The organism is Achromobacter sp. 1011811831, assembly GCF_059760905.1.
In genome coordinates this window covers 52,720-65,762 of record NZ_JCBANG010000008.1, presented here as the reverse complement: position 1 = coordinate 65,762, position 13,043 = coordinate 52,720, and the positions used below count along the sequence as shown (strand labels likewise).

12 protein-coding genes are annotated in these 13,043 nt (G+C 70.0%); 4 read left to right on the top strand and 8 right to left on the bottom strand.

What is annotated here, in order from left to right:
- Positions 1–66: 66 nt before the first annotated feature.
- From AC6LJ9_RS05260 to AC6LJ9_RS05250, 3 genes are all read right to left on the bottom strand, one after another.
- A complete protein-coding gene (locus AC6LJ9_RS05260) occupies positions 67–996 on the bottom strand; it encodes a LysR family transcriptional regulator (RefSeq protein ID WP_498146709.1) in 930 nt (309 codons plus the stop codon).
- A gap of 92 nt (positions 997–1,088) precedes the next feature.
- A complete protein-coding gene (locus AC6LJ9_RS05255) occupies positions 1,089–1,445 on the bottom strand; it encodes an Hpt domain-containing protein (protein ID WP_498146708.1) in 357 nt (118 codons plus the stop codon).
- 36 nt (positions 1,446–1,481) lie between these two features.
- A complete protein-coding gene (locus AC6LJ9_RS05250) occupies positions 1,482–2,153 on the bottom strand; it encodes a response regulator (protein ID WP_498146707.1) in 672 nt (223 codons plus the stop codon).
- 896 nt (positions 2,154–3,049) lie between these two features.
- On the opposite strand from AC6LJ9_RS05250, the gene AC6LJ9_RS05245 reads away from it, so the two are divergent.
- Together AC6LJ9_RS05245 and AC6LJ9_RS05240 are read left to right on the top strand one after the other, a co-directional pair.
- A complete protein-coding gene (locus tag AC6LJ9_RS05245; RefSeq protein ID WP_498146706.1) occupies positions 3,050–4,306 on the top strand; it encodes a M24 family metallopeptidase in 1,257 nt (418 codons plus the stop codon).
- Positions 4,307–4,367: 61 nt separating this feature from the next.
- Positions 4,368–5,015, top strand: a complete 648-nt coding sequence (locus tag AC6LJ9_RS05240) for a CerR family C-terminal domain-containing protein (RefSeq protein WP_498146705.1) — start codon at positions 4,368–4,370, stop codon at positions 5,013–5,015.
- Positions 5,016–5,031: 16 nt separating this feature from the next.
- Here AC6LJ9_RS05240 and AC6LJ9_RS05235 read toward each other — a convergent pair whose 3' ends face one another.
- Positions 5,032–5,844, bottom strand: coding sequence for an AraC family transcriptional regulator (locus tag AC6LJ9_RS05235; protein WP_498146704.1), 813 nt, complete (start codon positions 5,842–5,844; stop codon positions 5,032–5,034).
- Between the two features lie 88 nt (positions 5,845–5,932).
- On the opposite strand from AC6LJ9_RS05235, the gene AC6LJ9_RS05230 reads away from it, so the two are divergent.
- Together AC6LJ9_RS05230 and AC6LJ9_RS05225 are read left to right on the top strand one after the other, a co-directional pair.
- Positions 5,933–7,093 carry an FAD-dependent oxidoreductase gene (locus tag AC6LJ9_RS05230; protein ID WP_498146703.1) on the top strand — a complete coding sequence of 387 codons (1,161 nt, stop codon included), beginning with the start codon at positions 5,933–5,935 and terminating at the stop codon, positions 7,091–7,093.
- Between the two features lie 131 nt (positions 7,094–7,224).
- Positions 7,225–8,058, top strand: a complete 834-nt coding sequence (locus tag AC6LJ9_RS05225) for a DUF2625 domain-containing protein (protein ID WP_498146702.1) — start codon at positions 7,225–7,227, stop codon at positions 8,056–8,058.
- Positions 8,059–9,551: 1,493 nt separating this feature from the next.
- Here AC6LJ9_RS05225 and AC6LJ9_RS05220 read toward each other — a convergent pair.
- From AC6LJ9_RS05220 to AC6LJ9_RS05205, 4 genes are read right to left on the bottom strand one after another with little or no spacing between them, the layout of a single operon-like run.
- The gene (locus tag AC6LJ9_RS05220) at positions 9,552–10,370 is read right to left on the bottom strand and encodes an ABC transporter ATP-binding protein (RefSeq protein WP_498146701.1); all 819 of its coding nucleotides are present in this window, start codon (positions 10,368–10,370) and stop codon (positions 9,552–9,554) included.
- Positions 10,367–11,224 carry an ABC transporter ATP-binding protein gene (locus tag AC6LJ9_RS05215; RefSeq protein ID WP_498146700.1) on the bottom strand — a complete coding sequence of 286 codons (858 nt, stop codon included), beginning with the start codon at positions 11,222–11,224 and terminating at the stop codon, positions 10,367–10,369. Before AC6LJ9_RS05215 ends, AC6LJ9_RS05220 begins: the two co-directional genes overlap by 4 nt.
- Complete coding sequence (locus tag AC6LJ9_RS05210; protein ID WP_498146699.1) at positions 11,221–12,084, bottom strand: ABC transporter permease; 864 nt, start codon at positions 12,082–12,084, stop codon at positions 11,221–11,223. Before AC6LJ9_RS05210 ends, AC6LJ9_RS05215 begins: the two co-directional genes overlap by 4 nt.
- Positions 12,081–13,037 (bottom strand): ABC transporter permease, encoded by a 957-nt coding sequence (locus tag AC6LJ9_RS05205; protein ID WP_498141122.1) that lies wholly within the window; start codon positions 13,035–13,037, stop codon positions 12,081–12,083. Before AC6LJ9_RS05205 ends, AC6LJ9_RS05210 begins: the two co-directional genes overlap by 4 nt.
- Positions 13,038–13,043 lie beyond the last annotated feature (6 nt).

The window sequence follows — 13,043 nt, the reverse complement described above, 5'->3', positions numbered from 1 at the left end:
ATGCGCCGCGTCATCCCAGCCGTGGCGGCGCGGCGCCACGCGGGCCGGGCGGATGCCCGGCCCGTGTCAGCGCGCGGGATCGGGCCCGGCCTCGCCCCGGTCGGCGGCGGTCAGCTCGCGTATCGCGCGGCGCAGCCATTGATGCGCCGGCGCCATCTGGTGGCGCGGATGCCAGGCCTGTGTGATCAGCACGCCGTCCAGCGCCAGCGGCAGCTCGAAGGCGCGGATCTTCATGCCCATGCGCAAGGCCTGCCGCGCCAGCGGTTCCGGCAGCGGCAGGATCAGGTCGGAGCCTTGCAGCGCCAGCAGCGCGCTGCTGGCGGTGGGCACGACCAGCGCCACGTGCCGGTCCAGGCCCAGGCGGGCCAGCGCGTCGTCGATCGGCCCCTGCGTCTTGCCCCGGCGCGAGACGCCGATATGGCCCCAGCGCGCCACGCGGCGCGGCGTGATCTCGTCCTTGAACAGGGGATGGTCCTCGCAGGCCACGCCCACCACCCTGACGGAAAACAGCGGCTGCACGCGGATCTCGTGCCCCAGCGGGCGGGAGGCGCTGATGAACAGGTCCACGCGGCCGCTGCGCAGCGCGTCGTCGTCCAGGTCGTCCTCTTCCGGCGCGAAGCACAGCGTGGCGCGCGGCATGGCCTGCTGCATCGCGTCCAACAGGCGGCCCGCATGGATGCCGATGAAGATATCGTTGGCGCGCACGTTGAAGCGCGCGTCCAGCAGTTTCAGGTCCACCTGTTCCCCGGGCGCCAGCAGGCCGGCGGCGCCCTGGAGCGCGCCCTTGATCTGCTGGTGCAGCTCAAGCGCGCGCGGCGTGGGCACCAGCTGGCGGCCAGACTGCACGAAAATGGGGTCGCCAGTGGTTTCGCGTATCCGCGCCAGCGTCCGGCTCATGGCGGGCGCGCTCAGATGCATGCGCCGGGCGGCAGCCACCACGCTGCCTTCGTCCAGCAGCGCCTCCAGCGCATACAACAGGTTCAGATCGGGTCGCATCGGGCGGGCTCGCTTGCGGGTTGGCGGATATCCTGACAGCGGTGATTATGGAACACCCGGCGCTTGCGCGCAGGCAGTCTTGGCAGCGGCGCTCAGGACGACACGTCGTCGTCCAGGTCGGACGGCAAGGCATCCAGCGTTTCCATGAGTTCGGCGCGCAGGGCCGGCCAGAGCCCGGCGAACACCTCGATGCCTTCCTCGCGCAACACGTGCTGCAGGCCCTTGCACAACTCGGCCAGTTCCACGCTGCCCAGCGACAGCAGCCCGCCGCACAGCGCGTGCAGTTCGCGCCATATGGCTTCCGGATCATGCGTGATCAGCGCGCGGCTGATCACGCCGCAGGACGCGTCGGTGGCCTTGCGCATCGCCACCAGGATGGCCTTGGGAAAAACGTTGGCGCGCGCGCTCCTGTCGCGGGAGCTGGCGGTGCTGTCCTCGTCGGCGTCCATGCCTGTCTCCATGCGTCGGCGCGCCCGGTCGCGGCCTCAGCCGTCGGTCCGGGCATCGGCCAGGCCTTCCACGTCCAGACCCTCGACCGTCTCGCGGTAGCGGATCAGGTCGGCATCGCGGGTGATGCCCAGCTTGCGCATGGCGGCCAGCTTCTGCGCGCTGATGGTCTTCTTGCTGCGGTGGAGCTTTTCGGCGATTTCGGTGACTTTATAGCCCTCGCGGAACAGGCGGACGATCTCGGACTCGCGCTTGGACAGGTTCGAGGCGGCGCCGGAGCCGGGCCTGCGCAGCAGATCCACGACAGTCGGAGACAGGTACTGCCCCTGGGTCACGGCGGCATGCACGGCGGCCACCAGATGCGACATCGCGTCCGACTTGCTGACCACGCACTGCACGCCGATCTTCTGCATGGCGCGAAACACGGGAGGCGAATCCAGCATGGTCATGGTCACGATGCGCAGTTGCGGGTAGCGGCGGGCCAGATAGGCGAGCAGCGTCAGGCCGTCGCCGTACTGCTGCCCCGGCATCACGTAGTCCAGCACCACCACGTCGTAGCTGCCGGCGTCCAGCTTCATGATCAGCTCGGTGGTATTGGAGACCACCGCGCCGACCTGGATGGTCGGCACCGCCGCCAGGGTCTGCGCGATGCCATGCCCGGTGACGGGATGGTCGTCCGCGATGATGACGCTTACTCCGAATTCGTTCATTGATCCCCCCACGCCAACGAGCGGGCGTTTCCCTCGATACCTGGCCGCGCGTCATGCGCGGCCATCCTCTGCGCTTCGAAACCTATTGCCTTCCGCATCGAGGCGCCGTCGTCCGGAAGATGCGCGCGCGCGACGGGCCTCGCCTTCATCGCGCCGCATCCACCCGCGAGCGCGGTTCGCCGGATTATCCGGCATTCCGGCGCGTGGCGGAATGCCGCCGTTGCGGAATCGCGGGCGTGGCGCGATGCCTTCCCGCGCGCGCCATTGCCATTGGCAAGAATCCGCATGGCGGCGGGCTCGTAACTCGCACAATGCGGCTCGAAGCATTTCACCGGAAGACTCCGATATCGCAGGGAAGCATGGTCGGCGCGCGGCTCATCCCCACCGACAGGAATAGCTGTTGACAGCCCGAGTCCGAAAAAAAGGCCCGATGCGGGGCCATGTATTTCCAACGCCATGCACCAAGCCTCTGTCGGATTAACTGTGAGCAAGTGTAGGAACTATCCGACTTTACTCACATCAGACGAAGACCGAATCAAGCTTGGGTTTAATAAGACTAGTCTCATTAAATTGATCGGAAATGCCGGGTCGGAACATGAGATTCCCATCATCCACCCCAGGATTTTTCCTATTTTTCGGACTTGAGCCTATGCCTTGAGTCATCCGATCCTGGCTCGCGATGTTGCATCCTGTCGCACTCCTCCCGCCTCCCCCGGATGTGATCCGCCCCATACCCGATGGCCACCATGCGCCGCCACCCTACGCTCGCTCCCGCCGCCTTGCGCCGACCGCAAGCGCCGCGATCCCTTCCTTTTCATGTCCTTGAATCATCGATTTGATTCATTCATTTGAATGAACTATTCTGAATATTCCAATCACTAGCAAGGAGCACCCCCATGCCCACCCCTCCCGCCCCCCTGTCGATGGCGGAAAGAAGCCGGCGCTGGGACCTGGCCCGCGACATCATGCAGGCCGAGGGTCTGCGGGCCCTGGTTGTCTACGGCGACCGCGAGGCGGCCGCGCCGGCTGGCTTTTCCCCCGATTGCTACTTCAGCAACGACCGTCCCGGATCCATCGTGGTCTTCATCGGCGACGAAGCGCCCAGGGTCTATACCTTCGCCTCGCTGATGATCGCGGACCACATCCAGGCCGCGCTGCGCGGCGACCGGCAATGGATCGCGCCGGAACAGCTATACGTGGGCAAGACCGGCCGCGACGTCGGCGCCTGGCTGGCCGAGCGCGGGCTGGATGGCAGCCGCATCGGCGTCATCGGGCTGGAACCCTATCCGCCCTTCTACTTCGATGGCGCCGTGCCCGCGCGCACGCTGCAGGGCATGGCGCAGGCCCTGCCCAAAGCGGAATTCGTGCCGGTGTACAAGGCCTTCTTCCGCCGCGCCTCGGTCAAGAGCGAGGAAGAGCTGGGCCTGGTCCGCTACGCGGCCGCCATCGGCGAAGCCATGAGCGAAACCCTGCGGGCCACGGCCAGGCCGGGCGTGAGCGAGGCCGAGCTGGTGGCCGCCGTCACCGCCACCTGCTTCGCCATGGGCGGCTACACCGCCGAGGTCCTGCTGGGCACGGGCCCGGAATATGTCGGCTGGGGGCCTCCCGCCTGGCAGTACCGCTCGCAAGCGCCCAGGGTCCTGCGCGAAGGCGACATCGTGCTGTCGGAGATCTTCGCCCTCTACGGCCTGATGGAAACCCAGCACCAGGCGGCGGTCGCGGTGGGCGAGGTCCATCCGGACATCCTGCGCGCCGCCGACGTGGCCCGCGCGAGCTACGAGGCCGGCGTGACCGCGCTGCGCGCCGGCAATACCTTCGGCGACCTGGTCGACGCCATGGAAGCGCCCCTGCTGGCATCCGGCGGCTGGCATGTGCATCCGCTGGTCCACAGCATCAATCCCTACGGTCCGGTAGGCTTCGGCACCGCGCCCGGCATAGAATCGCTGCCTGAGGCCGCCCGCTATCCGCAGCTCAGGCCGCTGCCGACCGTCGGACGGGAACTGCCCCTGCAACCCGGCATGTGCTTTGCGTTCGAACCCAATTGCGGCTTCGGACGCCATCTGGCCAATATCGGCGGCACGGTGATCGTGGGCGAACAGGCGGGCATCGCGCTGAACGAGAACTCGACCCGGCTGATGCGCGCCGACGGCTGAGGACAGGGCCGGGCCGCCTCGCGAAGCCCGGCCCATGACGTAGCAGGAAACGAGACCGACCATGAAGACATCGACGACAGAACCCACCGGCCCCGACCGCGCCGCCGACACGCGCGAGCGGCTGCTGCTGGCCGGGCTGACGCTGTTCAGCCAGCTGGGCCTGGAAGGCGTGCGCACGCGCCAGCTGTCGGAGGCGGCGGGCGTGAACCAATCCGCCATTCCCTATCATTTTGGCGGCAAGGAAGGCGTCTATGCGGCCGTGCTGGAACAGACCGCGCAGGACATCGCCGCGCGCCTGGACCTGCCCGACGCGCCGCCCGCCACGGTCCGCGAGGCGGCGGCGCAGCTGGAGGCGCTCATGCGCGGTTTCGCCACCGCCCTGCTGGATTCCGAGGCCTCGGCCGCGCGCAGCCTGCTGCTGGCGCGCGAGCAGCTGCAACCCACGCCGAAATTCGAGGCGATCCACGCCGGCCTGTTCATGCCGCTGCACGAAGCCGTGACGGAGCGGGTCGCGGCCATCCGGCGGGAAGCGCCGGACAGCCGCGACAGCATCCTGCGGGCCCATGCCATCCTGGGACAGGCCATCGTCTTCGCCGTGGCGCGCGAGGCGCTGCTGCGGCGCCTGGGCGCCAAGCGCCTGACGCGCGCCATGGTCGGCGAAATCGCCGACATGGTCGGCAAGACGGCGCTGGCCGCGGCCCGCGATTGAGCAATCAGCGCGGCGCTCATTCCTGCCGCTGCGCGAAGTACCTGCCCGGCGACGCGCCGAACGCGCGCCGGAACATGGCGATGAAACCGCTGGGCGAGGCATAACCCAGCGCGTCGGCCACCGTTGCCACCGCCTCGCCTTGCGCCAGGCGCTCCAGCGCGTGGATCAGTCCCGCCTGCTGCCGCCAGCGGCCGAAACTCATGCCGGTCTCCGCCGCCATCAGGCGTCGCAGCGTGCGCGGCGAGACCGCGCCCCATCGCGCCCAGTCATCCAGTGAACGGGGATCGTCCGGCCGCTCGTAGACCGCGCGCGCGATGCGCGCCAGGCGCGGATCGGACGGCATGGGCAGGTGCAGCGGCTCGCGCGGCGCGCGCTGGATCTCGTCCAGCAGGACCGCGGCGACGCGGGCCTCGGGCGGCGCCAGTTCGCGCCGGTCGGTCCACGTTACGGCCCGGCGCACCAGCGCCTGCATCAGCTCGCTGATGCCGATCACGCAGGGCCGCGCCGGCAGCGCCGAGCAGGCGCCGGGCGCGACGATGACGCTCCAGCCGCTGGCCGCGCCGCTGACGCCGGCCCAATGGCGCTCCCCAGGCGGAATCCAGCCCGCGCGCTGCGGCGGCAACAGCCAGGACCCATGCGAGGTGCGCACATGCACCAGCCCGCTCTCCACGCAGAACAGCTGGCCGCGCACATGGCTGTGCCAGTCGTACTCGCGCGAGCCCAGCCGATAGGGGCTGTCCGGATCGTCGCCGCCGCGCAGCGCGATCAACGCCGGCCCGCCGGCGTCTTCGATGGGCTCGATGGAAGGAGGAATGCGAGGCTTGGCCATTTCTCGCTATTTTAAGGCTCAATAGCATTACCGAGATTCCGGCGGCCCGTCCTACGCTGTCTCCATCGACATCCACTGGAATCCCCCAATGACCCCTTCCCCCTTCCACATCGCCATCGCCGGCGCCGGCCTGGGCGGCCTGTGCCTGGCGCAGGCCCTGAAACAGCGGGGCATCGCCTTCGACGTCTTTGAACAGGACGCCGCGCCCGACAGCCGCACCCAGGGCTACCGCATCCGCATCGACCGGACCGGCCAGGCCGCGCTGGCCGACAGCCTGCCGCCCGCGCAATACCAGCTGTTCCTGCAGACCTGCTCGCGCTCGCAATCGGCCGGACAGTTCCTGGATCCGCGCCTGGCGCCGGTCGCGGGCCGCCCGTCCGACACCTGGAGCGACACGGACGCCGATGACGACGGCGACGATGGCGACCGCAGCGCGCACCGCCAGACGCTGCGCCAGATCCTCATGCTCGGGATCGAGGACCGCGTGCATTTCGGCCAAGGCGTGAACGACTATCGGGAACAGGACGACGGCGGCGTCCTGCTGACGCTGGCGGACGGCGCCACGCGCCGGACCGATGCGCTAGTCGGCGCCGACGGCGTCAATTCGGCGATCCGCCGTCTGCGCCTGCCCCATGCCGCGCCCGCCGACACCGGCTCGGCCTGCATCTACGGCAAGACGCCGCTGGACGCCGGCCTGGATGGCCGGCTCACTGACGGCACCTCCGTGGTCTTCGGCCCGGACTACGCCATCGTCGTGGACCCGATGCGGTTCCGCTTCCCAGCCCAAGCCGGCGCGCTGACGCCGGTGGCCGACTACCTGTACTGGGCCGTCATCGGCGGACGGGACGCGCTCGGCCCGGACAGCCGCGACGGCGCGGCGCTGCTGCAGCGCCTGGGCGCGAGGCTGGAAGCCGGCGCCGACGGGCTGCGCGCCATGTTCAACCGGGCCGACGCCACGTCGGTCTCCATGCTGCCCGTGCGCAGCGCGCCAGAGCTGGCGCCCTGGCCCGCCAGCCGCGTGACCCTGCTGGGCGATGCCATCCACGCCATGAGCCCGGCCGGCGGCGTGGGCGCCAACACGGCGCTGGACGACGCGGCCAGGCTGGCCGGGCACCTGGCTCGCGCCGTGCAGGACGGCGATCTGCCGGCCGCGCTGGCCGCCTACGAGACGGACATGCGCGCCCGCGCCAACGCCGCCGTCGCGGCGTCGTCGCAAGGGGCGCGCAAGCTGGCCGGCGCCCAGTCCTGAACCGTCGACGCCCAAGGCCGGTTGAGCGGGCAAGGCGTAAAGGCTATCCTGCGCCCGAACCCCATCCACCCGCCGGTCTTGCGCCCCTGCCCGCAAGCCACCGCGCCCACACGGCAAGCCCGCGTCCATCGATGAAACCCCTGCACGAACTGATAAACCACGAAGAATCCGCCCTGCCGCTGGTGCAATCCTGGGCCGCCGGGGCGAAAACGGCCTGCGAGGTGCTACCGCCGTCCGAACGTTGCGGCGACGTGCTGCACCGCCTGCAGGTCACCACCCGCTCGCCCATGGGCGCGGTCGCCCACGGCACCGGCGGCCTGCTCATCGATGGCGGCTGGCTGCGCGTGCTGGGATCGGGACACCCCCGGCTCACGCGCGACATCGCCGCTTGGAACGCAGGCCGCTCGAACGGCTTCCTGCTGATCGCCGACGATGCCGTCGGCGGCTTCTTCGCCATCAATGGCGGCGGCCTGGGCGCGGACGCGGGCGCCCTGTACTACTGGGCGCCCGACACCCTGGAATGGGAACCGCTGGAACTGAGCTATACCGACTTCCTGCGCTGGGCGCTGGGCGGCGGACTGGAGGAGTTCTACGAAGGGCTGCGCTGGCCCGGCTGGCAGGCCGATGCGCAGGCCCTGGCGGGGGACCAGGGCTTCAGCTTCTATCCGTTCCTGTGGACGCGCGAAGGCTCGCCGTCGACCAGCTCGCGCAAGGCGGTGGATATGGCGGAGCTGTATGCCATGAATGCGGGGCAGGCCGGCGGGGGAGACCCGCCGGCCTGCGGAAAGGGCCTTGCACCCCTCCCTGATTACGCCGCCTTGGCGTCCTTCGTCCCCTTGGACGAGTCCGCCTGGCCCTTGCGCTGCGCCTCGCTCTGCGCGGCGAGCAGTTCCGACATCAGGTTCTTCGTCTGCGACGTCACCGTGGGCAGCGTGTCGTCGCTGACCAGCTTGCCCTTCACGTAGGTCTTGACGCGGGTGGACAGGACGCTGGATTCCGTGCGGTTGGCCTGGCTCAGGTTGCCCAGGCGGTCATAGGCCAGGTCGGTCTTGCTGTTCTCCACATCCTCGATCAGGAAATACCGGTAATTCTGCGTCTCGGGATCCAGCGTCAGGTTCAAATCCTTCACGCCCGGCAGCGGCTTGTGGAAGCTGGCGACCAGGTTGGTCTCGCTTTCCTGCGACACATTCACGCCCAGGCCCTGCACACCGCTGATGCTGGTGCGCTGCGTGGCCAGGAAGGAAAAACTGTCCTGCTCGCCCGTCCGGTAGGGATTGCTCGCCACCGGACCCTGCGTGATCGAGGCCGAGAAGTCCGCCATGCCCGACAGCGCGCCGCGATGCGCCAGGGGCACCGCGTCCTTGCTCTTGCCGATGAGGCTCAGCGGCGACGGCGCGGCCGTCTCGTAGCTCTGGTGCAGGGCCGAGAACGCTTCCTTGAAGAAGGACATCAGGGTCTGGTCGCCCTCGCCGCGGCTGCGGGCGGCGTCGAATTTCTGCAGATAGCTGGCGACCGCGGCGTCGCGCTGCTGCGCGCTGCCGATCACCGTGGGCTGGCTGGCGTCCACGTTGACCGTAACCACGCCGGTGGCGTTCTTGATCGTCAAGGAACGCTGCGCGGCGTCGGCCTGGAAGCTGATCGAGGCCATGCCCGAATCGCGGGTGGCGATGTCGGTCTCCAGCGACACCGAGGCCAGCAGCTTGGTGTCGAACTTGGCCAGGCCGGCGACGGCCAGGCGCGGCGGCACCGAGCCCAGGCCGTCGACCGCGTCCTGGAAGGACTTGGCCAGACCGGCGATGGCCTGGCGCTCATCTTCCGACAGCTCGCCCTCGCTGACGCCTATGTCCACGGCGATGCCATCGGCGCTGGCGCCCAGCTTCACGTCGACCTGCGTGCCGCTGGCGGTCATGATGCGCAGCGACACGCCGGTGCCCGGCGCGCCGCGCAGCTGGCTGCTCAGGGCGGATGCCGACACGCCTTCGGTCGTGGCGGACGGCAGGATCAAGGATTGCGAGTAGCTGCCGCCTTCCGTGCGGAAGCGGCTCAGCACGGCGTCGGCCAGCCCGTTGAAACGGTTGCTGACCGAATTGCGGGCATTGGTCGCCATCGCCGCGGAGATCGCGTCGTTGGCTTCGCGCTGCCAGATGGCGCCGGACGGAGCCATCTCCGCGATGCTGTCGCGGGTATAGGTCAGGGGCTCCTGCTTGCCGCCCAGCGTCACCGTGGTGGACGGCTGCGGCGGATCGACCGGCTGGTTGGCCATTCTCACGCGCGACAGCGCCGGCGACGGCGTCTGGGGCGCGATGACCATGGGCAGGGAGCTCGAGGAAATCGTAGTCATGTCGACAATTCCGGCAAGCCAGGGGGCCAGGGTTGCCCGCTGCCGCCTCCGGAGGCCTCTCGCCTGCTAACGGCAGGCGGGAGCCGAAACTTAAGCCCTGCGCCAGCGCGCGCCGCGTCAGCCCCGCCGCAGGCGCCTGCGCGCCGGGTCCGGCCGGGGCACGGCGGCGATCAGCTGCCGCGTATAGGCCTGCGCGGGGCTCTCGAAGATCTGGTCGCAGTCGCCTTCCTCGACGATTTCGCCGGCGGCCATGACGGCCACCCGGTCGGCGAAATGCCGCACCACGCCCAGGTCATGCGAAATGAACAGATAGGTCAGGCCATGCTCGGCCTGCAGGTCGGCCAGCAAGTCCAGCACCTGGGCCTTGACCGACACGTCCAGCGCCGACACGGCCTCGTCGGCCACGATGAAGCGCGGCTCCAGCGCCAGCGCGCGCGCGATGGCGATGCGCTGGCGCTGACCGCCGGAAAACTGATGCGGATAGCGCCGCGCGTGGTCCGGCCGCAGGCCGACCCGCGATAGCAGCGCCAGCATGCGCGCCTGGCGTTCCTCGGCGCCGCAGAGCTTGTGGATGACCATGCCGTCCATGATGGCGTCGCCCACCGTGCGGCGCGGGTTCAGGCTGGAATAGGGATCCTGGAAGATGGTCTGCACCTGGCGGCGGAACGCCAGCAGCGCGGCGCCGGACAGGCGCTGCACGTCATGGCCGGCCAGCTCGACGCTGCCGGACGTGGGTCGCAGCAGGCCGGCGATGCAGCGGCCCAGCGTGCTCTTGCCCGAGCCCGATTCGCCGACCAGCGCCAAGGTGGAGCCGCGTTCGATCGACAGGCTGACGCCGCGCACGGCCTGCAGCACGCGCGTCGGCCGGCCCAGCAGGTTGCGGGCCAGCACGAATTCCTTGGATATCGCGTCCGCGCGCAGGATGGCGTCGCTCATCGGGCAGCCTCCGCGCCTGTCCTGCGTCCCAGCCGCCGCGCCGGATCGCGCGGCGCGTCCACATCGGGCACGGCCGCGAGCAGGGCCTGCGTATAGGGGTCGCGCGGCTGCGCGAAGATTTGCCCGACCGCGCCCTCCTCCACGATCCGGCCCGCCTGCATCACCACCACGCGGTCGGCGATCTCGGCCACCACGCCCAGGTCGTGCGTGATGAACAGCACCGCCGCGCCGCTCTGCGCCTGCAGGGTGAACAACAGCTCCAGCACCTGCGCCTGCACGGTCACGTCCAGCGCGGTGGTGGGTTCATCGGCGATGATGAGCCTGGGCGTCAGCGCGCAGGCGATGGCGATCATCACCCGCTGGCGCATGCCGCCGGACAACTCATGCGGATAGGCTCGGGCGCGCTGCGCCGGCTCGCGGATGCCGACGCGCTCCATCAGTTCCACCGCGCGGTCCCAGGCCTGGCGGCGGCCGATGCGCTCGTGGATCAGGAAGACCTCGGCGATCTGCGCGCCCACCGTGCGCCCGGGGTTGAGCGCCGTCATCGGCTCCTGGAACACCATGGCGATGTCCCTGCCCCGCAACGCGTCACGCTCGCTCTCCGTGGCGCGCAGCAGGTCGCGGCCATCGAAGCGCAGCTCATCGGCGCTGACGCGGCCGGGGGGATCGATCAGTCCCATCAGCGAAAAGCCGGTGACCGATTTTCCCGAGCCAGACTCGCCGACCAGGCACACGACCTCGCCGCGCCGCACGCTCAGGTCCACGCCCCGCACCGCGTGCACGGGACCGTCGCGGCCATCGAAACTGACGGCCAGGTTGCGCACCGTCAGCAGCTTGTCGGCGTCGTGGCTCATCGCCGCAGCTCCGGATTGAGCGCGTCCTGCAGCCAGTCACCCAGCACGTTGACGGCCAGCACCGTGAAGAACAGCGCCAGCGCCGGCACCAGCACGGGCCAGGGATTGGTGTAGAGATAGTCCTTCAACGAGCCCACCATCTGGCCCCAGGATGGCACCGGCGGACGCACGCCCAGGCCCAGGAAGCTCAGCCCGGCCTCCAGCAGCATGGCGAAGGAAAACGTGAACGAGGCCTGCACCGCGATGATGGAGCGCATGTTGGGCAGCACCTCGTGCCAGATGATCCAGCCCGGCCCCGCCCCCAGCGAGCGCGCCGCCTGCACATGCTCGCGCTCGCGGATGCCGCGCGCCACTCCCCAGGCCACGCGCGCGAACTGCGGCGCGTACAGGATGCCGATGGTGGCGACCAGGGTCGGCAGGTTGCCGCCGATGAAGGCCAGCACCACCAGCGCGACGAAGATCTCGGGCAGCGACACGAACACGTCCACCACGCGGATGGCGGCGGCCTCGGCGCGGCGGCCCAGGAAGGCCACGCCCACGCCGATGGCCACGCCGAGCACGCCGGCCAGCGCCACGGCGGCGGCCGCCACCGTCAGCGACACGCGCGCGCCATGCACGGCGCGCGACAGCAGGTCGCGGCCCAGCTCGTCGGTGCCCAGCCAATGCTTCCAGGTGGGCGAGGACAGCAGATTGGCCGCATCGATCTGGTACGGATCCTGCAGGCCCAGCATGGGACCGAAGGCGGCGGCCAGCGCCACCAGCAGCAGGAAGGCGGCCGCCAGCCAGGCCGGCAGCGCGGCGGACAAAAAACGCGGCGGGCGGCGCACAGCGGTGTCGGCGGAAACGGGACGGGCGCTCATGCCGGCGGCCTGCGGATGCGGGGATCGACCAGCCCCTGGGCCAGGTCGATGGCCAGGCTGATCAGGATGAAGATGGCGAAGATGGCCAGCAGGCTGCCCTGGATGACAGGGTAGTCGCGCGCGAAGGCCGCGCTGACCAGCAGCGAGCTCAGGCCGGGCCAGTCGAACAGCGCCTCGATGATGACGGTGCCGCCCAGCAGGTTGCCGGCGCGGATGCCGACGATGGCGATCACCGGCACCAGCGCGTTGGGCAGCGCATGCCGCAGGATGGCGCGGCCGCGCGTCAGGCCCTTGGCGCGCGCCAGCTTCACGTAGTCCTTGCCCATCACGTCGGTCAGGCTGGCGCGCGTCATGCGCGCGACCACACCCATGAAGTTCAGGCCGATGGTCATGGCCGGCAGGATCAGCGACAGGCAATGCTGCAGCGGATCGTCGGCGAACGCGACAAAGCCCGAGGACGGCAGCCAGCCCAGCCCCAGGCTGAACACCAGCACCAGCAGGATGCCCAGCACGAACACCGGCGCCGAGAATCCCGCCACCGCCAGCATGCCGGCCGCCATGCCGGCCAGCCGGCCGCGCGCCCGCGCGGCGATCACGCCCAGCGGCACGCCCAGCGCCACGGCGGCCAGCAGGCCGGCGCCGATCAGTTCCAGGCTGCGCGGAATGCGCCGGGCCAGCTCGTCGGCCACCGGTTCGCCGGTGCGCAGCGAGACGCCCAGATCGCCGTGCGCCAGCGCGCCGATCCAGCGCGCGAACTGCGCGCCCAGCGGCTGGTCCAGCCCCAGCTGCGCGCGCACTTTCGAGACCGCCAGCGGGTCGCTGCCGGCCTGCTCGCCCAGCATGATGGCGACGGGATCGCCCGGCAGCAGATGGATGGCGATGAACACCACCCCGGTCGCCAGGGCCAGGGTGATGAAGGCCGAGGTCAGCCGCCGGGCCAGGAAAGGCAGCATCCGTGG

Coding starts and splice junctions, on each gene's coding strand:
- AC6LJ9_RS05205 (WP_498141122.1), bottom strand. CDS start 13,037: ATGCTGCCTTTCCTGGCCCGGCGGCTGACCTCGGCCTTCATCACCCTG.
- AC6LJ9_RS05250 (WP_498146707.1), bottom strand. CDS start 2,153: ATGAACGAATTCGGAGTAAGCGTCATCATCGCGGACGACCATCCCGTC.
- AC6LJ9_RS05220 (WP_498146701.1), bottom strand. CDS start 10,370: ATGAGCGACGCCATCCTGCGCGCGGACGCGATATCCAAGGAATTCGTG.
- AC6LJ9_RS05235 (WP_498146704.1), bottom strand. CDS start 5,844: ATGGCCAAGCCTCGCATTCCTCCTTCCATCGAGCCCATCGAAGACGCC.
- AC6LJ9_RS05245 (WP_498146706.1), top strand. CDS start 3,050: ATGCCCACCCCTCCCGCCCCCCTGTCGATGGCGGAAAGAAGCCGGCGC.
- AC6LJ9_RS05260 (WP_498146709.1), bottom strand. CDS start 996: ATGCGACCCGATCTGAACCTGTTGTATGCGCTGGAGGCGCTGCTGGAC.
- AC6LJ9_RS05210 (WP_498146699.1), bottom strand. CDS start 12,084: ATGAGCGCCCGTCCCGTTTCCGCCGACACCGCTGTGCGCCGCCCGCCG.
- AC6LJ9_RS05240 (WP_498146705.1), top strand. CDS start 4,368: ATGAAGACATCGACGACAGAACCCACCGGCCCCGACCGCGCCGCCGAC.
- AC6LJ9_RS05230 (WP_498146703.1), top strand. CDS start 5,933: ATGACCCCTTCCCCCTTCCACATCGCCATCGCCGGCGCCGGCCTGGGC.
- AC6LJ9_RS05225 (WP_498146702.1), top strand. CDS start 7,225: ATGAAACCCCTGCACGAACTGATAAACCACGAAGAATCCGCCCTGCCG.
- AC6LJ9_RS05215 (WP_498146700.1), bottom strand. CDS start 11,224: ATGAGCCACGACGCCGACAAGCTGCTGACGGTGCGCAACCTGGCCGTC.
- AC6LJ9_RS05255 (WP_498146708.1), bottom strand. CDS start 1,445: ATGGACGCCGACGAGGACAGCACCGCCAGCTCCCGCGACAGGAGCGCG.